Annotated in this window: 23 protein-coding genes; 13 read left to right on the forward strand and 10 right to left on the reverse strand. The window is 68.5% G+C overall.

Translation table 11 applies throughout. The features are described 5' to 3' along the window. Positions 1 to 2: 2 nt before the first annotated feature. The 3 genes from GEMRO_RS0116760 to GEMRO_RS30145 all read right to left on the reverse strand — a co-directional run bounded on the left by GEMRO_RS0116760 (position 3) and on the right by GEMRO_RS30145 (position 3,100). Positions 3 to 818, reverse strand: a complete 816-nt coding sequence (locus GEMRO_RS0116760; protein WP_051329151.1) for a carbohydrate ABC transporter permease — start codon at positions 816 to 818, stop codon at positions 3 to 5. A 242-nt stretch (positions 819 to 1,060) separates the two neighbouring features. Continuing rightward, positions 1,061 to 2,116, reverse strand: coding sequence for an aldo/keto reductase (locus GEMRO_RS0116765; protein ID WP_027134933.1), 1,056 nt, complete (start codon positions 2,114 to 2,116; stop codon positions 1,061 to 1,063). A 144-nt stretch (positions 2,117 to 2,260) separates the two neighbouring features. Beyond that, positions 2,261 to 3,100, reverse strand: a complete 840-nt coding sequence (locus tag GEMRO_RS30145; protein ID WP_051329152.1) for a sugar phosphate isomerase/epimerase family protein — start codon at positions 3,098 to 3,100, stop codon at positions 2,261 to 2,263. A gap of 153 nt (positions 3,101 to 3,253) precedes the next feature. Here GEMRO_RS30145 and GEMRO_RS0116775 point away from each other — a divergent pair, with 153 nt between their 5' ends. Then, positions 3,254 to 3,955, forward strand: coding sequence for a TetR/AcrR family transcriptional regulator (locus GEMRO_RS0116775; protein WP_027134934.1), 702 nt, complete (start codon positions 3,254 to 3,256; stop codon positions 3,953 to 3,955). A gap of 15 nt (positions 3,956 to 3,970) precedes the next feature. Here GEMRO_RS0116775 and GEMRO_RS0116780 read toward each other — a convergent pair whose 3' ends face one another. From GEMRO_RS0116780 to GEMRO_RS0116805, 6 genes are all read right to left on the reverse strand, one after another. Beyond that, entirely contained in the window at positions 3,971 to 4,972 is a 1,002-nt protein-coding gene (locus tag GEMRO_RS0116780) for an SDR family oxidoreductase (RefSeq protein ID WP_027134935.1), read from the reverse strand. Positions 4,973 to 5,081: 109 nt separating this feature from the next. Next, positions 5,082 to 5,972 carry a cation diffusion facilitator family transporter gene (locus GEMRO_RS0116785; RefSeq protein WP_027134936.1) on the reverse strand — a complete coding sequence of 297 codons (891 nt, stop codon included), beginning with the start codon at positions 5,970 to 5,972 and terminating at the stop codon, positions 5,082 to 5,084. A gap of 126 nt (positions 5,973 to 6,098) precedes the next feature. After that, positions 6,099 to 7,049, reverse strand: coding sequence for an ABC transporter permease (locus GEMRO_RS0116790; protein WP_027134937.1), 951 nt, complete (start codon positions 7,047 to 7,049; stop codon positions 6,099 to 6,101). A gap of 10 nt (positions 7,050 to 7,059) precedes the next feature. Then, the gene (locus GEMRO_RS0116795) at positions 7,060 to 8,583 is read right to left on the reverse strand and encodes a sugar ABC transporter ATP-binding protein (RefSeq protein WP_035485482.1); all 1,524 of its coding nucleotides are present in this window, start codon (positions 8,581 to 8,583) and stop codon (positions 7,060 to 7,062) included. Then, positions 8,580 to 9,563: an ABC transporter permease gene (locus GEMRO_RS0116800; RefSeq protein WP_051329153.1), complete on the reverse strand. Its 984-nt coding sequence runs from the start codon at positions 9,561 to 9,563 to the stop codon at positions 8,580 to 8,582. The genes GEMRO_RS0116795 and GEMRO_RS0116800 overlap by 4 nt, the downstream gene beginning before the upstream one ends. A 78-nt stretch (positions 9,564 to 9,641) precedes the next feature. Continuing rightward, positions 9,642 to 10,739 (reverse strand): sugar ABC transporter substrate-binding protein, encoded by a 1,098-nt coding sequence (locus tag GEMRO_RS0116805; RefSeq protein WP_051329154.1) that lies wholly within the window; start codon positions 10,737 to 10,739, stop codon positions 9,642 to 9,644. A gap of 378 nt (positions 10,740 to 11,117) precedes the next feature. Between GEMRO_RS0116805 and GEMRO_RS30150 the strand changes: the two genes are divergently transcribed. The 8 genes from GEMRO_RS30150 (at position 11,118) to GEMRO_RS0116845 (ending at position 20,095) form a co-directional block, all read left to right on the forward strand. Then, complete coding sequence (locus GEMRO_RS30150) at positions 11,118 to 12,056, forward strand: PRC-barrel domain-containing protein (RefSeq protein ID WP_051329155.1); 939 nt, start codon at positions 11,118 to 11,120, stop codon at positions 12,054 to 12,056. Positions 12,057 to 12,197: 141 nt separating this feature from the next. Further along, positions 12,198 to 13,181: a CAP domain-containing protein gene (locus tag GEMRO_RS32785; RefSeq protein WP_051329156.1), complete on the forward strand. Its 984-nt coding sequence runs from the start codon at positions 12,198 to 12,200 to the stop codon at positions 13,179 to 13,181. Between the two features lie 99 nt (positions 13,182 to 13,280). Next, a complete protein-coding gene (locus GEMRO_RS0116820; protein WP_027134941.1) occupies positions 13,281 to 14,882 on the forward strand; it encodes a M10 family metallopeptidase C-terminal domain-containing protein in 1,602 nt (533 codons plus the stop codon). 95 nt (positions 14,883 to 14,977) lie between these two features. After that, on the forward strand, positions 14,978 to 15,958 hold the full coding sequence (locus tag GEMRO_RS0116825; RefSeq protein WP_027134942.1) for a BMP family protein: 981 nt from the start codon (positions 14,978 to 14,980) through the stop codon (positions 15,956 to 15,958). Next, a complete protein-coding gene (locus tag GEMRO_RS0116830; RefSeq protein ID WP_027134943.1) occupies positions 15,955 to 17,475 on the forward strand; it encodes an ABC transporter ATP-binding protein in 1,521 nt (506 codons plus the stop codon). Before GEMRO_RS0116825 ends, GEMRO_RS0116830 begins: the two co-directional genes overlap by 4 nt. Then, a complete protein-coding gene (locus tag GEMRO_RS0116835) occupies positions 17,456 to 18,502 on the forward strand; it encodes an ABC transporter permease (RefSeq protein WP_027134944.1) in 1,047 nt (348 codons plus the stop codon). The genes GEMRO_RS0116830 and GEMRO_RS0116835 overlap by 20 nt, the downstream gene beginning before the upstream one ends. After that, positions 18,499 to 19,440: an ABC transporter permease gene (locus GEMRO_RS0116840; protein ID WP_027134945.1), complete on the forward strand. Its 942-nt coding sequence runs from the start codon at positions 18,499 to 18,501 to the stop codon at positions 19,438 to 19,440. The genes GEMRO_RS0116835 and GEMRO_RS0116840 overlap by 4 nt, the downstream gene beginning before the upstream one ends. 103 nt (positions 19,441 to 19,543) lie before the next feature. Beyond that, a complete protein-coding gene (locus GEMRO_RS0116845; RefSeq protein WP_157505615.1) occupies positions 19,544 to 20,095 on the forward strand; it encodes a hypothetical protein in 552 nt (183 codons plus the stop codon). A 177-nt stretch (positions 20,096 to 20,272) separates the two neighbouring features. Here the strand turns inward: GEMRO_RS0116845 and GEMRO_RS0116850 are convergent, their stop codons facing one another. Beyond that, the gene (locus GEMRO_RS0116850) at positions 20,273 to 21,076 is read right to left on the reverse strand and encodes a creatininase family protein (protein WP_027134947.1); all 804 of its coding nucleotides are present in this window, start codon (positions 21,074 to 21,076) and stop codon (positions 20,273 to 20,275) included. A gap of 57 nt (positions 21,077 to 21,133) precedes the next feature. Here GEMRO_RS0116850 and GEMRO_RS0116855 point away from each other — a divergent pair, with 57 nt between their 5' ends. The 4 genes from GEMRO_RS0116855 to GEMRO_RS0116870 all read left to right on the forward strand — a co-directional run bounded on the left by GEMRO_RS0116855 (position 21,134) and on the right by GEMRO_RS0116870 (position 24,238). Then, on the forward strand, positions 21,134 to 21,526 hold the full coding sequence (locus tag GEMRO_RS0116855; RefSeq protein WP_027134948.1) for a RidA family protein: 393 nt from the start codon (positions 21,134 to 21,136) through the stop codon (positions 21,524 to 21,526). 167 nt (positions 21,527 to 21,693) lie between these two features. After that, on the forward strand, positions 21,694 to 22,335 hold the full coding sequence (locus GEMRO_RS30160; RefSeq protein WP_051329639.1) for an NAD(P)H-dependent oxidoreductase: 642 nt from the start codon (positions 21,694 to 21,696) through the stop codon (positions 22,333 to 22,335). A 113-nt stretch (positions 22,336 to 22,448) separates the two neighbouring features. Continuing rightward, positions 22,449 to 23,453, forward strand: coding sequence for an ABC transporter substrate-binding protein (locus tag GEMRO_RS0116865; RefSeq protein WP_157505616.1), 1,005 nt, complete (start codon positions 22,449 to 22,451; stop codon positions 23,451 to 23,453). Then, positions 23,450 to 24,238: an ABC transporter ATP-binding protein gene (locus tag GEMRO_RS0116870; RefSeq protein WP_051329157.1), complete on the forward strand. Its 789-nt coding sequence runs from the start codon at positions 23,450 to 23,452 to the stop codon at positions 24,236 to 24,238. Before GEMRO_RS0116865 ends, GEMRO_RS0116870 begins: the two co-directional genes overlap by 4 nt. Positions 24,239 to 24,242 lie beyond the last annotated feature (4 nt).

Raw genomic sequence — 24,242 nt, forward strand, 5'->3', positions numbered from 1 at the left:
CTCTACTTTAGTGCACCGAGCGATAGACCCTTGATCAGGTAACGTTTGAGGAACGGCATCAGCAGGAACACCGGCAGGATCGCCACCATGTTGGCGGCGGCCAGCAGGGCGATCTCGACGCCGCGATGGGTGTCCAGCGTGGACAGGCCGACCGGCAGCGTGGCGGTGCTCTTGCCGGTCAGGATCAGCGCGAACAGGAACTCGTTCCAGGACATGATGAAGGCGAGCAGGCTGGCCGCGAGCAGTCCGGGCGCGGCCACCGGCACCGCCACCTTCCAGAACGCCTGGAAGCGGGTGGCGCCCTCGATCCGGGCGGCCTCCTCGAGCTGGCGGACCTCGCCCTCGAAGAACGCGATCAGCATCCAGGCCAGGAACGGCAGGTTCATGCCGACATGGGCGATGATCACCGCCGAGCGGCTGTTCAACAGGCCGATGCTGAGGAACACCGCGAACAGCGGCAGGACCATCACGATCGGCGGCAGCATCTGGCTGGCCAGGATCGACAGGCGCAGGGGCGCCCCGCCGGTGTCGTAGCGGGCGAACGCGAAGGCCACCATGGTCGCCAGCGGCATGGCGATCGCCGTGGAGACCAGCGCCACGGTCAGGCTGTTCGCGAACCAGGTGGCGAACGGGTAGGCCGTGAAAATCTCGACATAGTTGCCGAGATGCGGCTGCGTCCATTCGGGCGGGATCTGGTAGGCGGTCCGCTTGTCGGTGAGGCTGACGCGCAGGAGCCAGAGCAGGGGCAGCACGATGGCGAGCGAGAAGGGGATCAGGACGAGGTGAGGCACCAGCCGGCGCAGGAAGGACGTCCGCACCCCGGCCTCCTCAGCTCGTGGCCGGGCGCGGGCCCGGAACGGAGCCTGACGTCATGCGGACAAAGAAGGCGGCAGTCACGCGTCAGAATGTCCCCATAAAAGCCAGGAACACCACATTTGGTGCCCGGCTTGCCAACTTGTCATGACATGCGCATCGCCCCGCTGCCAAGCGGGTTCTCCAGTTAATTTGCGTGGCATCGTCCGGCGCCGGGCGGCCCGGCATCCTCCCGGCGCCGGATGGTTCAGCGCTTCAGATGCGGCGACAGCAGCGACAGGTCGGCCGGGGACAGGCGGTCGGCGGCGGTCTTGGCCTGGTGCCAGTAGGGGTAGAGCAGCGGCGGCGCGCTCACCTCGTCCAGGCGGGCGCGCTCTTCCGGCGCCAGGCTCAGATCGGCGGCGGCGAGGTTGGCGGCGAGCTGCTCGTCGGTGCGGGCGCCGATCACCAGCGAAGCGACGCCTGGCCGGCCGAGCAGCCAGGCGAGCGCCACCTGCGCCGCCGGGACGTCCCGCTCCTTGGCGATCGACACCAGCACGTCCACGATGTCGTAGAGCTTGCCCTCGTCACGGATCGGCGGCTCGCCCCAGTTGGCGAGATGGCGGCTCCCTTCCGGGCTGGCCTCGCCGCGCCGGTACTTGCCGGACAGGAGGCCGCCCGCCAGCGGGCTCCAGACCAGGATGCCGACGCCCTGGTCGATCGCGATCGGGACCAGCTCGTACTCCGCCTCGCGCGCCTGCAGCGTGTAGTGGATCTGCTGGCTGACCGGGCGGATCAGGCGGTGCAGCTCGGCGGCCCCGATCGTCTTCATCAGGTGCCAGCCCGAGAAGTTGGACACCCCGACATAGCGGACCTTGCCGGCGCGCACGAGGCTGTCCAGCGCCTCCAGCGTCTCCTCGATCGGCGTGTGCCCGTCCCATTCGTGGAGCTGGTAGAGGTCGATATGGTCGGTGCCCAGCCGCCTCAGGCTGGCCTCGCAGGCGGCAATCAGGTGCTGGCGCGAGGAGCCCGCGTCGTTGGGGCCGTCGCCCATCGGGAAGCGCGCCTTGGTGGTGATCAGCACCTGGTTGCGCTTACCCTGGAGCGCCTGCCCCAGGATCTCCTCGGACTGCCCGGCCGAGTACATGTCGGCGGTGTCGAACAGGTTGACCCCGGCATCGATGCACCGGTCGATCTGACGCCGCGCCCCCGTGACGTCGGTGGCGCCGGTCTTGGCGAAGGCGCCCTTGCCGCCAAACGTCATGGTGCCGAGCGTGAGCACGGACACGCGCAGGCCGGAGCGGCCGAGCTGGCGATATTGCATGGGAGCGGTTCCTCGGTTGGTCGGGCCTGGGTGGCAGGCCGGTCGGGGCAGGCGGATCGCCAGGGCGCGACCCGTCCCGTCACCCGGCAAAGGTGATCCCATCGATGGTCCGTCGCTGTCCAGGCAGACCGACGCGATTGGGGCCTAGTCTTCCGTCAACGCCAGCCGGGCAAAGCGGGCGCACAGCACGTCCAGGGTCTCCGCCATCGGCCGCTGGTCCCAGTCCAGGGCGGAGAAGATCTCGACCTCGACCATGCCCTGCCAGCCGGCATCGAGGACCTGGCGATGCATCCGCCGCAGGTCGATCACGCCGTCGCCGATCATGCCGCGGTCCTGCAGGAGGTCGCGGGTCGGCACCTGCCAGTCGCAGATCTGCCAGCCGAGCAGGCGGTCCGCGCCGGCCCGGGCCAGGCCGGCCGCAAAGTCCGGATCCCACCAGAGATGGTAGGCGTCGATCATCACCCCCAGCTCCGGGCCGACCCGGTCGCAGATGTCGAGTGCCTGGGCCAGGGTTGAGACGCAGGAACGGTCGGCCGCGTACATCGGGTGCAGGGGCTCGACCGCCAGGCGCACGTCGTGGGCGCGGGCGTGCGGGAGGAGGGCGGCCAGCTGCTCGGCGACCTGCCCGCGGGCGCGGGCCAGGTCGGTCATGCCGTCCGGCAGCCCGCCCACCACCATGCACAGGGTCGGTGCGCCGATCGCGGCCGCCTCGTCGATGGCGCGCCGGTTGTCTTCCAGGATCGCGTCGCGCTGCAGTTCCGAGCCGAAAGTCAGGTAGGAGCCGCGGCAAAGGCAGGTCACCGCCAGACCGGCATCGGCGAACAGCCGGCGGGCCTGCGAGACCGGCGTGTCCTGGAACTCGCGCCGCCAGGGAGCAATCCCTGCTATGCCGCGCGACGCTGCCGCATCGACGACCGCCGCCAGCGGCTGCTTGAACCCGAGGGTCGCGGTGTTGAGCGCCAGCTTGCACAGGGGGGCGGACATGGAGGCTCTTTCTTGTTGCAGGAAGCGGTCTCGCCGGGTGCCGCAGCCGGCAAAAGTAACGGACCGGTTCGTTCGCACAAGACCATCGCGGAGGGAATTGCTAGGGTCCGGATCGTCGAGGCCAGGGCCAGCCTGAACCAGGGATGACGGTAGATGAGTCGCGCCAGCGAGGCGGAGCCCATCACGACGGGCAAGAGCAAGGACGAGGCCGCGCCTGCCCGAACCCCGCGCGCTCGCGATCCCAAGATCACCAGCGGCCGGATCCTGGCCGCGGCCAAGACCGAGTTCGCCCGCAAGGGCCTGGCCGGGGCCAGGGTCGACACGATCGCCGCCCGGGCCAAGATCAACAAACGGATGATCTACCACTATTTCAAGAGCAAGGAGGACCTTTATCTCTGCGTGCTGGAGGAGGCCTATGGCGACCTGCGCCGGGCCGAGCGGCTGGTCGACTTCGAGGGGCGCGAGCCGGAAGATGCGATCGTGGCGCTGGTTGAGTTCACCTGGGGCTACTACCGCGCCAACCCGGAACTCCTGCGCCTGATCGTCACCGAGAACATCCACCAGGCCCGCTACCTCAAGCGCAGCAAGAAGATCCGCGAGATGCACTCGCCGTTCGTGGCTCTGATCGGCGACCTGCTGGACCGGGGGGTGCGCAAGGGCGTGTTCCGCGCCGGCATCGACCCGAACCAGCTCTACATCTCGATCGCGGCGCTTGGGTTCTACTACCTGAACAACCGCTGGACCCTGTCCGTGATCTACGGCGTCGACCTCGGCGCCGAGCCGGAGATGGAGAAGCGCCGGGCCGCGATGGTGGACACGATCCTGAGCTACCTGCGGAGCAACCCGGCGCTTTGAGGAACCGCGGCGCCGTCAGGAGCGCCGGCTGCTCCTGCTGGCCAACGCGATACCGGCTACCGCCAGCAGCGCCAGGGCTGGGACGGGATGCCGCTCCACCAAGGTATAGGCGCTGAACGGCCTGCCCCGACCCCGTGAGCAGTAGCGCTCGCCGTCGCCTGCCGGCTCGAACAGGTTGTCGGTCGGCGTCGACGGTTCGCCGGTGCGCTGGATGGCCGGCAGGGTCCAGCTGAACAGGCGGTCCATCAGCGTCGGGGCCACTGTGGTTGCTCCCGCCATGATGCGACCGGCGCCACCGACCACCACATCCCGCACCTGATGCTCGGCGGCATGCAGGATGGCCCGCGCCACCACTTCCGGAGCATAGACCGGCGGAGCGACAGCCGGCTCGGAATCGAGGTGGTTGCGCGCATGCTGCGGGAAGGGGGTGCCGATTCCGGACGGCTTGACCAGGGTGACCGAGACAGGGGTGCCGGCATGCAGGAGTTCCATGCGCAGCCCGTCGGTGAAGCCCTTCACCGCATGCTTGGACGCGGCGTAGGCGCTCAGGAGCGGAATGGCGAAATCGGAGTTCACCGAGCCCACGTTGATCAGCGCGCCACCTCCGGGCCGGCCCGCAAGATGCCGGACCGCCACGCGCGAGCCGTGCACGACGCCCCAGTAGTTGGTCTCGAAGATCTGCCGATGCTCCTCGAGCGGCAGATCGGTTAGCTCGCAATAGACGCCGACGCCGGCGTTGTTGACCCAGGTGTCGAACCCGCCGAACCGGTCGGCCGCGACCTCGGCGACCCGCTCCACGGCGGCCTGGTCGGCGACGTCGGCGACCACATGGACGGCCCGGCCGCCGGACCGGCGGATGTCGTCCGCAACCTTTGCGAGCGCATCCTCGTTGCGTGCCACCAGCACGACCGCGGCGCCCGCTTCCGCGGCAAGCGACGCCGTCGTCAGGCCGATGCCGGAGGAAGCGCCGGTGATGACGATGGTCTGCTGCGCAATCGGCTTGAGGTGGATCGACATCTTGCTGGCCATCCGGAACGAAACGGGGTGCCATCCGAATGCCCCGTGGCGGGCGGGGTTCCATGGGCGGTGGCGCGACAGGCTCCGGCTCCTCGGGACCCCAAGCGGATCAGAGCACCGGCACGCCGCCCGGATGCTTCGCCTTCTCCTCCGGCTCCACATGGATGTTGACCACGATGTCCTCGATGCCCTCGCGCAGGGCCGCCTCGATGCGGTCGCACAGCGCGTGGGATTCGGACACGGTCATCGATCCCGGCACCACCAGGTGGAATTCCAGGAACACCATGCGCCCGGCATGGCGGGTGCGCAGGTCATGCGCCTCCAAAGCACCCTCGGCATGCTGGGAGATCACCTCGCGCACCCGGGCCAGCGTGGCCTCCGGCGCGGTCTCGTCCATCAGGCCGCCGATCGATTCGCGCATCAGCCGCCAGCCGGACCACAGGATGTTGACGGCGACCAGGGCCGCCAGGATCGCGTCGAGCTGCAGCCAGCCGGTGAGTGGCACCAGGGCTACGCCCAGGATCACGCCCAGGGAGCTGACCACGTCGGTCCACAGATGGCGGGCGTCGGCCACCAGGGCCGGTGAGCGCCAGCGCCGTCCGTAGCGGAGCAGGATCCAGAACCACACGGCGTTGATCGCGCTCGCCATCCCGTTGATCAGCAGGCCCTCAAACGGCGCGTCGATCGGCTTGGGCGTGATCCACCCGAGATAGGCTTCCCGGAAGATCGACAGCGCCGCCACGATCACCAGCGCGCCTTCCAGCACCGCCGACAGATACTCGGCCTTGTGGTGGCCGTAGGGGTGGTTGGCGTCGGGCGGCACCGCGGCCAGCCGCACCGCGAACGACGCCGCGATCGCCGTGGCAACGTTGATGATGCTTTCCAGGGCATCCGAATAGAGCGCCACGCTTCCGGTGATGTGGAACGCGTAGTACTTCAGCCCCAGGACCACCAGGCCAACGACAATACTCCCGAGCGCGAGCTTGAAAGTCTTGTCCATTGGGAAGGTCACCCGGTGCGCCATGTTGCAGATCGACGACCGTCGCTTCCGGCCGCACGCGTGGGGGCGGCAATAGCCACCGCCACCGCGAGCGACAATCGCAATCTTCTTAGCCGGGACTGAACTTCATTTGACGATCGGGATCTTGGCGCGGTCGATGGTGATCCACACCGCCACGATCAGCACGACGCCCAGGACGATCTGCTGGACGAACACGTCCACGCCGAGAAAGGTCATGCCGACCCGGACCACCGAGACGATCAGGGCGCCGATCAGGGTGCGCCAGACGCTGCCGACCCCACCGGTCAGCGCGGTGCCGCCCACCACCACCGCGGCCACCGCCGGCAGCAGGAACTCGTTGGCGAGCGTCGGCGAGCCGGCGACCAGCCGGCCGCCCAGCACCAGGCCGGAAAAGGCGGCGAAGGTCGCCGAGAACACGCAGGCGCCGAGCTTGACCAGCCCCACCGGCACTCCCGAAGCGATTGCCGCGGGCTCGCCGGCGCCCACCGCCAGGCTCCAGCGGCCGAACAAAGTGTAGCGCTCCAGGAACAGGCAGATCAGCAGGACCAGCAGGCCCAGCCAGAGCTCGGCGGGGATCCCCAGCATTCGGCCGGTGATCCACCAGAGATAGGCGTGGCGCAGTTCCTCGCTGATCGGGATCGAGCGGGTGCCGGAGAACGCCAGGGCCAGGGCGGTGGCGATGCCGCCGACCGCGAGCGAGCTGATGAAGGAGGGGACCTTCAGCCGGGTGAAGGCCAGGCCGTTCATCAGGCCGAGCAGGGCGCCCGCACCCAGCGCGACCGGGAAGGCGGCATAGCCCATGCTCGGCAGGAGCAGCGCCATGACGACGCTGGTCATGCTGGCGACTGCCTGCACCGACAAGTCGATGCCGCCCAGGAGGATCACGAAGGTGATCCCGGCGGCCATGATGAACAGGGTCGAGGTGTCGGCCGCCAGCACCAGGAGGGTCTCGGGCGACAGGAAACCACGGCTGCCGACGCCGACGATCAGCACCAGCAGGAACAGAGTCAGGATGGGGGCTACGTCGCGCAGCCTCGCAGCGGTGGTGGCGTTCATCGACGGGCCCTCAAACCATGTGCCGGATCAGGTCGAGCTGGTCGGGTTTCGCCCCGGGCATCGCCTCGAACCGCTGCGTCACCCGCCTGTCCTTCATCACGATGATCCGATGCGACAGGCCGATGGTCTCCTCCAACGTGTCGGAGGTCAGCACCACCGCGACGCCTTCGGCCGTGATGCTGCGCACCAGGTCGTAGACCTCCTCCTTGGCGCCCACGTCGAGGCCGCGCGTGGGATGGTCCAGCACGATGATCTTGGCCCCGGCATTGATCCACTTGGCCAGCACCACCTTCTGCTGGTTGCCGCCCGAAAGATTCATCACCAGCGTGCGGATGCTGGGGGTCTTGATCGCCAGGCGCTTCACCCAGGTGTCGGCGGTGGCGCGCTCCTTGGCGTGGTTGATCAGCCCGCCCTTGGTCACGGCGTGCAGGTTGCCCAGCGTGATGTTGGCGACCACCGGCAGGAAGCCGACGATCCCCTCGACCCGCCGCTCGCGCGGCACGTAGCCGATGCCGAGCGACACCGCCTCGCCGGGCGTGGCGAGGCGGGTGGACCGGCCGAACACGGAAAGCTCGCCGCCGGACGCCGGCTCCAGCCCTCCCAGGGTGCGCGCCAGCTCCTCGCGGCCGGAGCCGATCACCCCGGCAATGCCCAGGACCTCGCCGGCATGCAGCTGGAAGTCGACATTCTCATAGGCGCCGGCCAGGGAAAGCCGCTTCGCCTCCATCACCACCTCGGGCCGGCAGGCGGTCTGCCGGTTCTCCTTGTAGTACTCGGCGTTGCGCGAGCGCCCGACCATCAGGGCGTGGAGCTGCTCGGTGTCGGCCTCGGCGGACGGCATCTCGGCGACCACCGCGCCGTCCTTCATCACGTAGACCCGGTCCGACAGGTCCAGGATCTCGTCGAGCCGGTGGCTGACGAATACGAAGGAGGCGCGGTCGCGCAGGGCCCGCACCCGGGCGAACAGGATGTCGATCTCGGCCTGCTCCAGGACGGAGGTCGGCTCGTCCAGCATGATCACCAGGTGGCCGTCGATCTCGTCGGCGAGGGTGAGCACCTTGGCGAGCTCGACCATCTGGCGCTGGGCGAAGGAAAGCTTGGCGGTGATGGTGTAGGGATCGACGTCGAGCTGGACCTTCTCCAGCTGCTTGGCCGCCGCCGCCGCCATCGCCTTGTGGTCGATCAGCCGCCCGCGCAGGAACGGCTTCTCCTTGCCCAGCCAGATGTTCTCGGCGACCGAGAGGTTGGTCAGGAGCGACTGCTCCTGGTGGACCATGCCGATGCCGGTGGCGGCGGCGTCGATCGGGTTGCGCAGCACCACCACCTTGCCGTCATGGCGGATCTCGCCGCTGTCCGGCTGGTAGACCCCGGACAGGATCTTCATCAGCGTCGACTTGCCGGCGCCATTCTCGCCGATCAGGCCGACCACCTCGCCCGGGCGCACCTCCAGGCTGACATTCTTGAGGGCGTGCACGCCGGGGAAATGCTTGTCGACCCCGACCAGCTCCAGGGCTGCCCTGACATCCGCACTCATTTGACGATCCTCGACCGGCTGCGGTCGGCGGCCATCGCGACCGCGGCGATGATCAGCAGGCCCTGCACCCCGGTCTGCACGTAGGGGGGCACGCCCATCAGCACCATGCCGTTGGCCAGGCCCACCACGATCAGCACCCCGATCACCGTGTTCTGCACGCCGCCCTGGCCGCCCATCAGCGCGGTGCCGCCCACGACCACCGCGGTGATCGTGGTGAACAGCCGGCCCTGGCCCATCAGCGCATGGCCCTGGCCGAGCTGGGCCGCCGAGAGCAGGCCGCCCAGGCCGTAGAAGGTCCCGGCGAGCGTGAAGGCCAGCACCCGGACCCGTCCGACCGGCACCGAGGTGAGCCGCAGGATGTCCTCGCCGCCGCCGACCGCGTAGATCCAGCGTCCCAGCCGGGTGCGGGTCTGGACGACATAGGCGACCAGCGCGGCGGCGATCGCGATCCACACGCCCATCGGGATGCCCAGGAAGCGTCCGAGCGCCAGGTCGCGGAACCCGGTATCCAGGATCCGCACGCGCTGGCCGGCCAGCATCACCGTGGCGATGCCGATCGCGATGAAGCTCATGCCGAGCGTCACCATGAAGGACGGGATCTGCAGGCGGACATGGACGAAGCCGTTCACGAAGCCGAAGGCCGCGCCCATCAGGAGCACCAGCGGGATCGCGAAGAAGCCGAGGTCGCTGCCGTTGACGCCGTTCTGGACCAGAAGGGCGGTCGCCACGGCGCCCATCGCCACCACACCTTCCACCGACAGGTCGATCGAGCCCATCAGGATGATGAACGTCGCGCCCAGCGCCAGGCAGAGCGGGATCGCCGAGGCGTTCATGATCCGCACGAGGTTGTTGATCGACAGGAAGGCCGGCGCCACCAGCCCGATGACGACGAACACGATCACCAGCACGATCGCCGGCGCGAACGGCCGGATCCGGTCGATCCTGGAAATGGGGGCACGTGTGACGGCAGAAGCGGCCATCGGCGGTTCGCTTCCCTGAAATGGAAGTGCTTGCACGACAATGAGGCGGGGGAGGGTGGTCTCCCCCGCCGGTCCGGATCAGCCCTGACGGATCTGCCCGGACACCCGACCCCACCAATCGTTCCAGTCGATGGTCGGCGTCTTGTCGACGTAGTTGGCGATGTATTCCTCAACGTTCTCGTAGGTCACCGGCACACCGGTTCCGTAGAACTCGCGATGCTCGTGCGGCTCCTTGGCGATGTCGATGTTGCCGACATGGGCGTTGTAGGCGATCGACAGGCCCATGCCGCCCACCCAGATCGGATCCCAGTCCACCGTGCCGACCATCTCGCCGGACTGCACCGCGTCGACTGCCTGCTTGATGCCGTCGATGCCGGTGACCGGGATCTCGCCGGCCAGGCCCTCGGCGCGCAGGGCCTCGATGGCGCCCAAGGCCATGCTGTCGTTGGCGGCCCAGATGCCCTTGATCTCCGAGCCGAACCGGGTGAGCCAGGCCTGGGTGATCTCGAACGACTTGGTTTCCAGCCAGTCGGCGACCTGGAAGTCCAGGAGCTGGACGTTCGAGTTGGCGGCCAGCGCCTCGTCCAGGCCCTGCTTACGCTCGATCGCGGGCGTGTTGTTGAAGATGCCGCCTAGCGCCACGATGCCGCCGGACCCGCCCATCTTGTCGATCAGCGTCTCGGCCATCAGCTTGCCGTACGGCGCGCCATCGAAGCTGATATGCGCCACGTAGTGCGGGTCGAAGTCCCACGGGTGCAGGTCGGCAGGCTTGTTCCAGATCGACACGACCGAGGCGCCGGCCTTGGCGCAGGCTTCCACGATCACGCGGGTGTCCGGCGTGTCGTTCGGGTCGATGCACAGCGCCAGGTTGCCGCCGGACTTGGCGAGCAGCGCCCGCACGTCCGAGATGCCCTTCTCGCTGTTGCCCTCGGTGACCAGCACCTCATAGGGCGCTCCCACCGACTGGGCGAACATCTCGCCGCCCTTGGCGAACGACGCATGATAGGGGTTGGTCAGCGAGCGCAGCGAGTTGGCGAGCTGCGGCTTGTCCTGGCCGAAGGCGCGGCGACCGCCGAGCCCGGTCATGCCGGCAGCGCCTAGGCTCGCCAGCGAGGTGAGGAGCAGGCGACGCCGCTCCATCTTGGCCCGTTCGAGAATGGTGCCCAACGAATCCATTGGTTCTGCTTCCCTGATCGTCCTGTCGGTGGCCGCGCACGGCTCCACCAGATAACCAGATGGTTACTTGCGGCGCAAGAGGAAGCCGCGCCTGCACCGGCCGGGCTGCGTGGTCCGGGAACAGCCGGCACCGATCACGGATGAGCTTGAGGCGACTGATGATGCGTCGGATCGGCCATGATGACCGTCAGGTTGGTGCATCGGAAGAATGAACTTCTTCTTCTTCAGGACTTGGCAGAAATCGCATAAACTTGATGTTGATTTTGAGCGCATTCATATTGTGAAGGAAAATTTGGAACCTCGACATATACGATCCTTTTGTTGGGCATGCGCCGCTAGCAGGCGTGATCAAACTGATCTTCAGGAAAGGGCCCGACCATGAAGATGTACTTGATGGGTGTCTCCGCAGCCGCCCTGCTGACTGCCGTGTCGGTTGGCGCTGCGCATGCCCAGTCCGAGGACGTTCAGGATCAGGCGGCCACAACCGATCAGACCGAGCAGCAGGCGGTTGACCAGTCCGCGGCGGCCGAACAGTGCCGCAACGACCTCCAGGCGATGCGCCAGAAGATGGAAGAGGATGGCTACTGGCTGTCCGGTTGGCGTGGCGCCGGATATGGCACCGCGATGATGCCTGGAGCGCCGGTCGCCGCCGCCAACAATGACCCGGCCGAGGTCGACCAGATGGCTGGCCAGGATGCCGGCGTCGCCTCGCCGGTGGCGGTGGGGCCCTGGGGGGCGGTGGGCTGGCAGACGCGTCCGCACATGGAGCTGCGCACCCTCTACCGCGCGGCCAGCGTGCTTGCCGCGCGCGGCAAGCAGGAAGCCTGCCAGAGCGTGGTGACGGCCGCGGAGGCCATCTACCAGGACTACTCCAGCCAGCTCCAGGAGCTGGGGGTGGATCCGAATGAGGTCAGCGTCTGGCGTCAGGAGCAGATTGCGAACGCCATGCCCGTGGCGCAGCTCGGCTCGTCGGTGCGCATCGACGACGTGATCGGGTCCGACATCCGCAACCACGAGGACGACAGCCTGGGCGAGGTCGACGACGTGGTGGTCGATCCGCAGTCCGGCCAGATCCGCTATGCGGTGGTGGCCGAGGGCGGGTTCCTGGGTATCGGCCAGGATCATGTGATCGTGCCGTGGAACCAGCTGCGGGCGACCCCGGGCTTCGAGACCCTGATCCTGCCCGTGAGTCAGGACCAGCTTGACCAGGCGCCGGACTACGACCGCATGGCAGGCGAGCAGGTCGACCTCCAGAGCGTCGACCAGTACTGGTCGCAGGCTCTGGGCGAGCAGGCGATTGGCGAGCAGGCCCAGTAAGCCGGATCAGCACTAAGCTCCGCCGTGCAGAACCAGACGATCCGCCGTGTCACCGATGCGGCGGATCGATCTGTCCTGGACTACCATGAGCCGCTGCCCTGGCAGGGAACAGCGCGCCTGAGCAAAAGGGGAGGAACGGTCATGGGATGGCATGTCCATCACGCTCGGCGGGTCCTTGGCGCCATGCTCGCGACCGCGACGATCATGATTTTGCTGGCCGGGACGGGGATGGGCCCGGCGGTCGCCGCCAGCAGTCCCGACAACCTTCCCGCGTTGCGGGAGCGGGCGCTGCAGGTCCTGAATGCCGATCGCCAGGAACATGGGCTGCCGGCCCTGAGCCGCTCGGAAAGCCTTGATGCCGCCGCCCAGGCCCATGCGGAGGACATGCTGGAGCGGGACTATTTCGCCCACGAGTCGCCGGAAGGCGAGGATGTGCGGGACCGCTACCTGGAGCAGGGCGGCTCGGGGGCGCGCCTGGTCGCCGAGAACATCTCGCAATGCACGGGCTGCAGCGCTCCGATCGGCCAGGAGCGGATCGATGCCCTGGAGGAAGGCTGGATGAACAGTCCGGAGCATCGCGCGAACATCCTCAAGCGCGGCCTCGACCAGTTCGGCTTCGGGATCGCAGTCAGCCCGGATGCCCGCCTCTACGCCGTGCAGACATTCTCCGGGGCTGGCATGCCGCTCGGGATCGGGCCGGACGAAGAGGCCCGGCAACTGGCGCCGGGCCAAAGGCGGGACGCGGTGCTGGAAGGCATCAACGCGGAGCGGACGGAACGCGGCATGGCGGCGCTCGAGCCCAGTCCCGTTCTGGACGAGGTCGGCGAGGCCTTGCTCCCGAAGGAGGGAGAGGCGTTCGAGGTGGCCGGAAAGAACCTTGCCGACGTCGTTCCGGCCGATGCCCGACAGGGTTGGGCGCTGCTGAGCGCCGCCTCGGCCGGTTGCGGAGGCTGCGGCCCGGCGATCACCGCCGCCGACCTGCGCTGGTTCCAGGACCGTTGGCTCGGCAGCGCCGAGAACAGCGAGGTCCTGCTCGATCCGGACATGACCCATCTCGGTTTTGCCGCCGTGGCCGACGGCAATGGCCGCAAGCTCGCCACGCTCGTGGTCGGGCAGGCGCGCTGACGGACGAAGCTTTTCCGTCCCGTCGAATCGGGATGCGGTGTTCCAGCCGCGCTGCAATGATGGCCGGGTTCTGCCGAGGAACATGCAGGCGAGGCTTGAATGGCGCAGATTCTCGATGGTGCCGGTCCGGAGACGAGATTGCCCGTCCGCCGGATCGACGGCCTCCTGGACGCGGATGACGGGCTGCTGGGCGACTACAAGCTCGGCCTGGAGCCTCCGGGCAATCCGCTGGTCGTCACCTACAGCTTTGCCTCGCCGGCATCGCCCTGGTCGGTGGAGTATCCGGCACAGATCCTGGCCGACACGGCCGTGGAACTCACGCCCGCGCAGCAGGATGCCACCCGGACCGCTCTGGCGGCATGGTCGAGGATCGCCGACATCACCTTCGTCGAGGTCCAGGAGACCGCCGAGAGCGTGGGGGTCATCCGGCTGGCCCGCTCGGAGGTGGCGACCGGAGCCTTCACCTTCGTGATCCGGGGCGGCGCCGCCTACGGGGCCGACATCTGGTTCGGGACGGACTTTCCCGCCGCCGCCGACCTGCTGCAGCCCGGCAGCTACGGCTACATGGGCTTCGTCCACGAGATCGGGCATGCCCTGGGCCTGAAGCACCCGCACGAGCCGCCGCGCGTGCTCCCCTTCGACGAGGACTGGCTGGGCGCGTCGCTGATGAGCTACCGGACCTTTCCCGGGCAGCCGACCGACGACCTCCTCACCGCGGAGACCTTTCCCGACGGGCCGATGGCAATGGACATCGAGGCGATCCGCTTCCTTTACGGCAAGCGGGCGGTGGCGATCGGCAACGACGTGTACCTTTTCGAGCCGGGCGAGCGGATCTTCACCACCCTGGTCGATGAGGGTGGCAACGACCTGCTCGACTGGTCGAACCAGACCGTTGCTGCCACCATCGACCTGCGCATGGGCGCCTGGAGCCTGCTGGGAGAGCCGTTCTCCTGGCAGGCCGGGTTCTTCTCCGACGCGGGAAGCTTTCCGGGCTCGCTGCGCCTGGCACCCGGCACCGTGATCGAGGCGGCCTTCGGCGGGCAGGGGGACGACCGGATCATCGGCAATGCTGCGGCGAACGTGCTGGCCGGCCGGGCCGGCGACGACGTCATCGTCGGGGGCGACGGCAACGACCGGCTCGATGGCGGCAGCGGCGACGATCTCCTGCTCGGCCAGAACGGCGACGACCGTATCCTGGGGCTTGGCGGCTCCGATCACCTGCAGGGCGGCAATGGCGCCGATCAGATCAATGGCGGCACCCTCGACGACATCCTGGACGGCGGGGCCGGGGCCGACGACCTGTTCGGCGGCGATGGCGACGACCGGATGGGCGGGGGCGGTGGCGCCGACCGCATCCATGGCGGCAATGGCCGGGACGTCCTGGCGGGTGGCCATGGCGGCGATCAGCTGGGCGGTGGTGCCGGCGACGACCTCCTCAATGGCGGGCCGGGCAGCGATTTCCTGACCGGCGGCACCGGTCGGGACCGTTTCGTCCTGGAGCCGGACGCGGGCAGCACCGACCGGCTGACCGATTTTCGGCCCGGCATCGACCAGATCCTCTTGCGGGGCGGCTACACGGCAGGGCAGTTCCTGGCCGCCGGCAGGAGCAGCGGCGGGAGCACCCTGTTCGAGCTGGACGGGGGACATGACGTGCTGGTGGTTGGAGCCGCCGGGGCCAGGATCGACTGGTTCGTCGGCTGAGCCGCCCGCCGGCGGACGAGCTCGTCAGAAACCCTGGAATCTTGACAGCCCGGTTCCGTGGGGACCGAATCAGCGGCGCCCGCTCTGGAGGTCCCATGCCCGTATCGATCACCCGCCGCAGCCTCGTGGCCGCTTCCGCCCTCGTCCCGGCTTTGAGCCTGATCCGCCCGGCGGCCGGCCAGGAGAAGCTGAAGGTCGCCGGCATCCACACCGTCCCGGTCGAGAACGCCTGGAACTCCCGCCTGCACCAGGCGCTGGTCGACGCCGGCGAGGCGGGCACGATCGAGTATGTCTACAGCGAATCAGTCGCCAACACGGACTATGTCCGGGCGATGCGGCAGTATGCCGACCAGGGCGCCAGGCTGATCGTCGGCGAGATCTACGGCGTGGAGCGCGAGGCGCGCCAGGTGGCCCAGGACTATCCCGACACCGGCTTCCTGATGGGTTCGTCCCTGCCGGCGCAGGAGCCCAATCTCGGCGTGTTCGGGACCTGGAACCACGAGGCTGCCTACCTGACCGGCATGCTCGCGGCTTCCGTGTCGGAGAAGAACGTCTACGGCGCGGTCGGCGGCTACCCGATCCCCGAGATCAACCGGCTGATCAACGCGTTCCGGGCGGGCGTGGCCGACGTGCGCCCCGATGCCAAGTTCCTGGTCCAGTTCATCGGCACCTTCTTCGATCCGCCCAAGGCGAAGGAAGCGGGGCTGGCGCAGATCGACGCCGGCGCCGACATCCTGTTCGGCGAGCGGATCGGCACCGCCGATGCCGCCAAGGACCGCGGCATCCTGGCGATCGGCTCGCTGCTGGACTACACGCCCCGCTATCCGGAGACGGTGTTCGCGAACGCGCTCTGGTTCTTCGACCCGATCCTCGCCGCCGCCGTGGCCGACGTGAACGCCGGGACCCCCACCGGCAAGGACTACAGCCAGTTCAGCTTCATGAAGTTCGGCGGCAACGACATCTCGTTCCAGCCGGAGATGGTCCCGGCCGATGCCGTGGCGGCCATGGAAGCGCGGCGGCTCGAGATCAAGTCCGGCGCGTTCACGGTCGAAATCGACGATTCGCAGCCGGCGTGAGCCTCGCCCTCGAACTGACCGGCATCACCAAGCAGTTCGGGCCTCTCCTCGCCAACGACGCCATCGATCTCGCCCTGGCCAAGGGCGAGGTCCTGGCGCTGCTCGGGGAGAACGGCGCCGGCAAGACCACGCTCATGAACATCCTGTTCGGCCACTACGTGGCCGATGCGGGGACGGTGCGCGTGTTCGGCCGCGAACTGCCGCCGGGGGACCCGCGCGCCGCGATCGACGCCGGGGTCGGCATGGTCCACCAGCATTTCACGCTGGCGGCCAACCTGAGCGTGCTGGACAACGTCACCATCGGCACCGAGCCCCTGTTCGCGCTGCGCTCGCGGCGCGGCCCGGCGCGGGCGCGCCTCCTGGCGCTGGCCGAGCGCTTCGGCCTGCAGGTCGATCCGGACCGCCGCGCCGGCGACCTGTCGGTCGGCGAGCAGCAGCGGGTCGAGATCCTGAAGTCGCTCTATCGCGACGCCCGGATCCTGATCCTGGACGAGCCCACCGCGGTGCTCACCCCGCAGGAATCCGAGCGGCTGTTCCAGACGCTGCGCGGCATGGCCAAAGAGGGGCTGAGTGTCGTCTTCATCAGCCACAAGCTGCACGAGGTCGTCTCCCATGCCGACCGGGTCGCCGTGCTGCGACAGGGCCGGCTGGTGGCCGAGCGGCCAACCGCCGGGGCCTCGCGGGCCGAACTCGCCGAGCTGATGGTCGGGCGCCGGGTCGTCCATGCCGAGCGTACCCCGCTGGCTCCAGGCCGCAGCCTCCTGCGCCTGGAAGGCGTGCGGGTCGAGCGCGCGGGCCAGCGCGAGCTGGACGGCGTGGCGCTGGACCTGCGCGAGCGCGAGGTGCTGGGCATCGTCGGGGTCGCGGGCAACGGGCAGGGGGCGCTTTCCCGCCTGTTCGCCGGGTTGGCCAGTCCCGCCGAGGGGACGATCGAGCTGGCGGGAATGCCGGTCGAGCGGCCGGATCCGGTGGGTTTCAGCCGCGCCGGCCTGGCCCATATCCCGGAGGACCGCCACCACGAGGGGGTGGTGGCCGACCTGGCGCTCTACGAGAACGCCGTGCTGGAGCGGATCGGCGACCCGCGCTTCTCCCGGCTGGGGCTCCTGCGCAAGGACGCCGCCATCGCCCATGCCAGGAGCCTGATCGAGGGGTTCGACATCCGCGGCGCCGCACCCGGCACCCGCACCCGGCTCCTGTCCGGCGGCAACATGCAGAAGCTGATCCTCGGCCGGAACCTGGTGGAGAATCCGCGCATCATCGTCGCCAGTCAGCCGACCCGCGGCCTGGACGAGGGCGCGGTGGCGGAGATCCATCGCCGCCTTCTCGAAGCCCGGGCGGCGGGCGCCGGCATCCTGCTGATCTCCGAGGACCTGGACGAGATCTTCCGCTTGGCCGATCGGGTCCAGGTAATCTTCAAGGGCCGCCTGTCGGCGTCCATCCCGATCGAGGCCGCAACCGAAACCATGCTGGGACTGATGATGGCAGGAGAGGACGGCCATGCGCCTCGAGCGGCGTGAGCGCGTTCCCCGGCTCCTGCTGGTCGCCGCCCCGACCGGGGCGATCCTGGCGGCGCTGGCCCTGTGCAGCATCCTGATCGGGCTGGCGGGCGCACCGGTGCTCGCCGCCTACGGCACGCTGTTCCAGGAGGCCTTCGGCAGCCGGCTGGGCATCACCGAGACGCTGACCCGCGCCACCCCATTGATCCTCACCGGGCTGGCCGCCGCGATCGCGTTCAGGGCACGCTTCTGGAATATTGGCGCCGAGGGCCAGTTCTACCTGGGCGCCATCGCCGTGGCGGCGATCGGGTCGCTCGACTGGGGCGCGCCCGGCTACCTGATGGCTCCCTGCCTCCTCCTGGTCGGCGCGCTGGCGGGGGCTCTGTTCCTGCTGGGGCCGGCGGTGCTGAAGCTGCGCTTTGGCGTGGATGAGGTGGTCACCACCCTGCTCCTGAACTTCGTGGCGCTGCTGCTGGTCTCGCTGCTGATCGAGGGGCCGATGAAGGACCCGCTGGCGTTCGGCTGGCCGCAGTCGGTGCCGGTGGTCCCGGAAGGGACCCTGCCGCAGCTGGTCGGGCGCAGCCGCCTGCACCTGGGCTTCCTGCTGGCCCTGCTGGCGGCGGCCGCGATTGCCTTCGTGAATGCCCGGACGTTGTTCGGCCTGTCCGCCCGGGCGGTGGGGCTGGGGGCGCCCGCTGCCCGTCATGCCGGCATCCGGGTCGGCCGGGTGCTCCTGCTCACCGCGCTTCTGTCCGGCGCCATGGCCGGCCTGGCCGGGGCGGTCGAGGTCATGGGCCTGAAGGGCTATGTCACCACCGACCTGTCGCCCGGCTTCGGCACCGCCGGGGTGATCGTGGCGATGCTGGCGGGCCTCAACCCTCTGGGTGTCATTCCCACCGCGATCTTCGTGGCGGCGGTGTTCGTGGGCGCCGACGCCATGGCCCGCGCCCATGGCGTGCCGTCCTTCATCGCCGACGCGATCGTCGCCACCTCGCTGCTCTCCATGCTGGTGGCGCTGTTCCTCGTCGAATACCGGGTGCGCCGATGACCGAGTTCCTGGACATCGTCCTGGCGGCCTCGTTCTGGGCGGCCGCCCTGCGCATCGCGACGCCGCTGATCTTCGGGACACTGGGCGCGCTCCTGGGCGAGCGCTCGGGCGTGCTGAACCTCGGCATCGAGGGGATCATGACAGCCGGTGCCATGACCGGCTGGCTGGCGGTCCACCTGGGCGCGCCGCTCTGGGCGGGCATCCTGATCGCCGCGACGGTGGGCGCGCTGATCGGGCTCCTGCACGCAGCGCTCACGGTCCATCTGGGCCTGTCCCAGCATGTCACCGGCCTGGGCATCACCCTCTTCGCCGCCAGCCTGTCCTGGTATCTCTACCGCCTCTACGTGCCGTCCTCGGGCTCGCCGCCGAAGATCACCCCGTTCGCGCCGGTCGAGCTGCCGGTGCTCAGCGGCCTGCCCTGGCTGGGCGATGCCCTGTTCGACCACACCGCGCTCACCTGGCTGGCGCTCGCCTGTGTGCTGCTGGTGGCCTGGGTGCTGTGGCGCACGCCGCTAGGCCTGGCCCTGCGCATGGCCGGGGAAAGCCCGCAGGGCTGCGAGGCGCAGGGGGTGAGCGTGTTCGGCATGCGCACCGGGGCGGTGATGGCCGGAAGCGCGCTGATGGCGATTGGCGGCGCCTTCCTCACCACCGCGGCGTTCGACAGCTTCTATTTCACCATGATCCAGGGCCGCGGCTGGGTTTGCATCGCCCTGGTGGTGTTCGCGTCCTGGCAGCCGGGCAAGGCGCTGCTGGGGGCGGTCCTTTACGGGATGTTCGACGCGTTCCAGCTCCGGCTTCAACCGCTGGTTCCGAGCATCCCTTATCAGCTGTTCCTGATGATGCCCTACCTGCTTTCAATCGTCGCGTTGGTGCTGGTCTCGCGGCGTGCGCGGGTTCCCCAGGCGCTGATGCAGCCTTTCCGCAAGGGCGAGCGATAGCGGCGTACGGCTTCGGGCAGACCACCAGCATATTCATCCCGGAAACAGGTAAGTTCTCATCCTCGAAGCGGCGTGACTGCCGAGCTTGAGCATGAGGTCGACGATGAGGATGTTCACCGCCTGCTGCCTGCTTCTTGGCGTGATGCTGGCCGCGCCCGCGCAGGCGGCCTCGAATGTCCTGGCCCGGGTCGGCCAGTGGGAAGCCTACCATACGGTGGCCAACGACGGCGGGCAGATCTGCGGGATCCTCCAGTTCAACAACGGACTGGGCCTGCTCATCAAGATGAACCAGGCGCGCCAGGCCTTCGTCCATCTCAGCAATGACGGCTGGGTGGTGCCGAAGAACGCCCGGATGGAAGTGTCGTTCGTTGTCGACGGCGCGCAGGTGGCAAGGCTTCCGTTCACCGCCACGAACCTTCCCAGCATGATCGAGGGAAACCTGGCGCCGGAACAGGCGGCCATGCTGCTCGACCGGTTCGCCCTGGGCCGGCAGATGACGATCCATTTCCTGACCGGCGACGAGGGCGCCTGGAACGTGCCGCTGCGGGGCACCTACCAGATCGCCCAGGCATTCTTCCGGTGCCTTTCCACCAGCCTGCGGAGTCGCCAGCCGTTCGGCGCTTCCGCACAGCAGCCACAGAGCCAGCCGTTCTGAAGACTGCGAAAGAAAAAAGGGGCCGTGCTCGCACACGGCCCCTGAGTGGGAGGAAACGCCTCAAGTCGGGTGTCATCGGGTGATAACCCTGCGACGACTTAAGAGATAACCCAGCTTCCGAGTTCGCGCAATAGTAGAAAATCAGAAAAAACGCTCAATTCTAAATTTGGTTCCGTCTCACCGGACGGTTGTGCGCTCCAGCCCCTCCAACGGGTAGTCGACCACCTCGCGCAGCAGCGCAGCGAGGCCCTCGGCGGCATGGTTCAGCGCCGCCTCGCCATGGTCCGGCCACGCCGCCGAGGCATCCCCGGCCGCGCCGTCCGGGTGGATGTCCTGGGCCATCCAGCCAAAGCCCGCCGCACCGGCCGCCGCCAGTCTCGGGAAGCGCGACGCCATCCGGTGCCGGGTCGCCGGGACGAAATCCTGCGCCAGCTCCATCCGCACCAGGCCCGGCTCGACCGCGCGCATCATCGAGGTCTCCACCGCGCCCGCATGGATGCCGAAACGCAGTTCCTCCTCGGAGAACAGGCCGTCGGGATAACCGAACTGCCACCAGTTGCAGGCGACCGCGAACATGCCGCTGCCGATGCGGAGCTCGCGTGCCGCCATCTGCATGGGCTGGATCTGGCCGCCATGGCCGTTGACCATGACCAGCTTGCGCACCCCCGCCCGCGCGACGCTCTGGCCGATCTCGATCCAGACCCGCAGCACGGTCTCGGCGGAGAAGGTGAGGGTGCCCGGATAGTCCAGATGCTCGTCGGACTTTCCGACCGGCATGGTCGGCAGGCGCAGGACTGGCAAATCCGCTGCCAGCGCGGTCAGCGCCCGGTCGGTGACCTCGCCGGCCAGGCGCGCGTCCACCATCACCGGCAAATGGGGGCCATGCTGCTCAATGGCGCCCAGCGGCATCACCGCCACGGTCCGTTCCGGGTCCAGATCCCGGAACTCGGGACTGCGCAATTCCTCCCAACGTCTCGCCACCGCCTGCTTCTCCCGCTAGCCTCGACCGGACAGCCAGCATCGGGGGGAGAACGGCGGGTGCGCAAGCCGATCACGGGCGAGGGGAGGGTGTTTCCGCCCTATGGCCGCTATCACCACGGGATCGCACTGGACGGCGCCAGCCGGCTCCTGTTCTTGTCCGGCCAACTCGGCATCGGCCCGGACGGCAGCATTCCCGAAGGGGTGGCCGCGCAGGCGGAGCAGATCTTCGCCAATATCGACGCCCTTCTGGCCGAGGCCGGGATGAGCCGTGGCAACGTCGTGCGCCTGAGCACCTTCCTGATCGACCCCGCCGACCGCGGCGCCTACATGGAGGTGCGCGACCGCTGGGTGGACAACCCCGCTCCCGCCTCGACCCTCCTGTTCATCAGCGCCCTGGCCCGGCCGGAGTTCAGGATCGAGATCGAGGCGATCGCGGCTGGATCAGAATGATCCGTCCCCATCCGCCAAGCGGGTCATGACCCGGCGGGCCTCCCCCGCGCGCCTTCAGGAAAGCTCCTGGACCACTTCAACATCCGGGCCGCATCCGAACCACCCTCTTGCGACGTGAAAGCCGGTCCGTCATGTCCGTCCGGCAACCTTTCTCGCCGGAGACCTTGGTGCGCATCCTGGTCGTTCACGCCCATCCCGATCCCGACAGCTTCAACGCGTCGCTGTTCCGCACGACCTGTCGGGTGCTCGCCGAGCAGGGCGGCGAGGTGGACGCGCTCGATCTGTATGCGGAAGGCTTCCAGCCGGTGATGGATCGGGCCGAGCGCGGCCGCTACCACGACCAGGGCGTCAACGAGACCGGCATCGAACGCGAGGTCGAGCGGCTGATGTCCGCGGACGGCCTGGTGTTCGTCTACCCGACCTGGTGGTACGGGCTGCCGTCGATGCTGAAGGGCTGGCTGGAGCGGATCTGGCTGCCGCACCGCAGCTTCATTATTCCACCGCCGGGCTCGCGCGGGCCGATTCGCCCGGGCATGACCCGGATCCGGCTCCTGGGAGGCATCTCGACCTACGGGGCGCCCTGGCTCTGGACGAAATGGGTGGGCGATCCCGGCCGCCGGACGGTGATGCGCGGCGTGGGGGCGCTCTGCCACCCAAGGCGCGAGACGTTCTGGCAGGGCCACTACCTGATGGACCAGTCGACGCCGGCCAGCCGCGCCACCTTCCTGGACCAGGTCGAACGGCGCCTGCGACGCCTGAGATCGGTGCAGCGCGAGCGGTCGGCTTCCTCCGTCCTGCCGCTGGCCTGAGCCGTGGGACCGGACCCGGGATGGTCTTGCCCGTGCGCCATCCAGCGGCATGGCGCTTGCTTCTTTCGCGGCACCTCGCCATGCGCGTCGTCACAGTTCAAGGGGAGATGGACATGATCGCTCGAAGGTCCCTGGCTAGCTTATGCCTCGGTCTTGGCGTGCTCGCGGCAGGGCCAGCACTCGCCCTCGACGAGGTCACCTTCGGCACCAACTGGAAGGCGCAGCCGGAACATGGCGGTTACTACCAGGCGGTCGCGACCGGCATCTACGAGGAAGCTGGGCTGAAGGTGACGATCCGTCCGGGCGGACCGCAGGTCAACCACGCCCAGCTCCTGGCCGCCGGCAAGATCGACTTCAACATGGGCGGCTCGATGTTCGAGGCGTTCAACTTCGTCCAGAACGACGTGCCGATGGTCACCATCGCCGCGATCTTCCAGAAGGACCCGCAGGTCCTGATCGCCCATCCGGACGCCGGCAACGACAGCCTGGAGGCGATCAAGGGCAAGCCGGTGATGATCGCGGCGGATTCCCGGACCACCTTCTGGGAGTTCCTGAAGATCAAGTACGGCTACACCGACGACCAGATCCGCCCCTATACCTTCAACATGGCGCCGTTCCTGACCGACAAGGACGCCGTCCAGCAGGGCTACCTCACCTCGGAGCCCTTCGCGATCCAGAAGGAAGGCGGCTTCGAGCCGGTCGTGCATCTCCTGGCCGATGCCGGCTACGACACCTACTCGACCACGATCCAGACTTCCTGGCAGCTGGTGAACGAGAACCCCGACCTGGTCCAGCGCTTCGTCGATGCCTCGGTCCGAGGCTGGTACTCCTACCTCTACGGTGATCCGGCACCGGCCAACGAGCTGATCAAGCAGGACAATCCGGAGATGACCGACGAGCAGATCGCGTTCTCCTACGCCAAGATCAAGGAAAACGGCATCGTCGATTCCGGTGATTCGCTGGATCTCGGCATCGGCGCCATGACCGACGAGCGGATCAAGTCGTTCTTCGACATGACGGTGCAGGCCGGCCTCTATCCGGCGGACCTGGATCTGTCGAAAGCCTACACGCTGCAGTTCGTGAACAAGAAGCAGGGCATGGAGATGAAGTCGAAGTGACCTTGGCTTCTCCTGGACTGCCCGATCTCGCCGCAGCCGCCCCTCTGGTCCGCTTCGAGGGGGTCGACAAGCGCTTCAAGAACGGCACCACGGCGCTGTCGGGGCTGGATGTCGGCATCGGCGCCGGCGAGTTCGTCTCGCTCCTGGGGCCGTCCGGCTGCGGCAAGAGCACGGCGCTCCGCCTCCTGGCCGGCCTCGGCCGCCCCTCCCAGGGCAGGATCGTCTGGAGCGGCCAGCCCGGCCTGCGCGATGTCGGCTTCGTCTTTCAGGAGCCGACCCTGATGCCCTGGGCGACGGTGGCGCGCAACGTCCACCTGCCGCTCAAGCTCCAGGATGTCGGGTTCGCACAGGCCCGGCCGCGCATCGAGGAGGCGCTGGCGATGGTCGGGCTGGCGGGCTTTGCCGACAGCTATCCGCGCGAGCTGTCCGGCGGCATGAAGATGCGGGTCAGCATCGCCCGGGCCCTGGTCACCCGGCCCAGGATCCTGCTGATGGACGAGCCGTTCGCGGCCCTGGACGAGATCACCCGCGGCCGCCTGAACGACGACCTGCTCCGCCTCTGGCTGGAGCGCGGCTTCACCACCGTGTTCGTGACGCACAGCGTGTACGAATCGGTGTTCCTGAGCTCGCGCATCCTGGTCATGGCGGCGCGGCCGGGCCGGATCGTCGCCGACCTGGCCATCGACGCTCCCTACCCGCGCGATGAAGCCTTCCGCATGTCGGGCGAGTATAATCAGCGCTGCCGGGCGGTCTCCGCCGCCCTGCAGCGGGCGATGGAGCCATGAGGGG

Source organism: Geminicoccus roseus DSM 18922 (assembly GCF_000427665.1).
In the GTDB taxonomy this organism is placed as follows: domain Bacteria; phylum Pseudomonadota; class Alphaproteobacteria; order Geminicoccales; family Geminicoccaceae; genus Geminicoccus; species Geminicoccus roseus.

What these genes read in the sequence shown, in the direction of transcription:
- GEMRO_RS0116765 (WP_027134933.1), bottom strand. Translation starts at nt 2,116, where the DNA reads ATGCAATATCGCCAGCTCGGCCGCTCCGGCCTGCGCGTGTCCGTGCTC.
- GEMRO_RS30145 (WP_051329152.1), bottom strand. Translation starts at nt 3,100, where the DNA reads ATGTCCGCCCCCCTGTGCAAGCTGGCGCTCAACACCGCGACCCTCGGG.
- GEMRO_RS0116775 (WP_027134934.1), top strand. Translation starts at nt 3,254, where the DNA reads ATGAGTCGCGCCAGCGAGGCGGAGCCCATCACGACGGGCAAGAGCAAG.
- GEMRO_RS0116780 (WP_027134935.1), bottom strand. Translation starts at nt 4,972, where the DNA reads ATGTCGATCCACCTCAAGCCGATTGCGCAGCAGACCATCGTCATCACC.
- GEMRO_RS0116785 (WP_027134936.1), bottom strand. Translation starts at nt 5,972, where the DNA reads ATGGACAAGACTTTCAAGCTCGCGCTCGGGAGTATTGTCGTTGGCCTG.
- GEMRO_RS0116790 (WP_027134937.1), bottom strand. Translation starts at nt 7,049, where the DNA reads ATGAACGCCACCACCGCTGCGAGGCTGCGCGACGTAGCCCCCATCCTG.
- GEMRO_RS0116795 (WP_035485482.1), bottom strand. Translation starts at nt 8,583, where the DNA reads ATGAGTGCGGATGTCAGGGCAGCCCTGGAGCTGGTCGGGGTCGACAAG.
- GEMRO_RS0116800 (WP_051329153.1), bottom strand. Translation starts at nt 9,563, where the DNA reads ATGGCCGCTTCTGCCGTCACACGTGCCCCCATTTCCAGGATCGACCGG.
- GEMRO_RS0116805 (WP_051329154.1), bottom strand. Translation starts at nt 10,739, where the DNA reads ATGGATTCGTTGGGCACCATTCTCGAACGGGCCAAGATGGAGCGGCGT.
- GEMRO_RS30150 (WP_051329155.1), top strand. Translation starts at nt 11,118, where the DNA reads ATGAAGATGTACTTGATGGGTGTCTCCGCAGCCGCCCTGCTGACTGCC.
- GEMRO_RS32785 (WP_051329156.1), top strand. Translation starts at nt 12,198, where the DNA reads ATGGGATGGCATGTCCATCACGCTCGGCGGGTCCTTGGCGCCATGCTC.
- GEMRO_RS0116820 (WP_027134941.1), top strand. Translation starts at nt 13,281, where the DNA reads ATGGCGCAGATTCTCGATGGTGCCGGTCCGGAGACGAGATTGCCCGTC.
- GEMRO_RS0116825 (WP_027134942.1), top strand. Translation starts at nt 14,978, where the DNA reads ATGCCCGTATCGATCACCCGCCGCAGCCTCGTGGCCGCTTCCGCCCTC.
- GEMRO_RS0116835 (WP_027134944.1), top strand. Translation starts at nt 17,456, where the DNA reads ATGCGCCTCGAGCGGCGTGAGCGCGTTCCCCGGCTCCTGCTGGTCGCC.
- GEMRO_RS0116840 (WP_027134945.1), top strand. Translation starts at nt 18,499, where the DNA reads ATGACCGAGTTCCTGGACATCGTCCTGGCGGCCTCGTTCTGGGCGGCC.
- GEMRO_RS0116845 (WP_157505615.1), top strand. Translation starts at nt 19,544, where the DNA reads ATGAGGATGTTCACCGCCTGCTGCCTGCTTCTTGGCGTGATGCTGGCC.
- GEMRO_RS0116865 (WP_157505616.1), top strand. Translation starts at nt 22,449, where the DNA reads ATGATCGCTCGAAGGTCCCTGGCTAGCTTATGCCTCGGTCTTGGCGTG.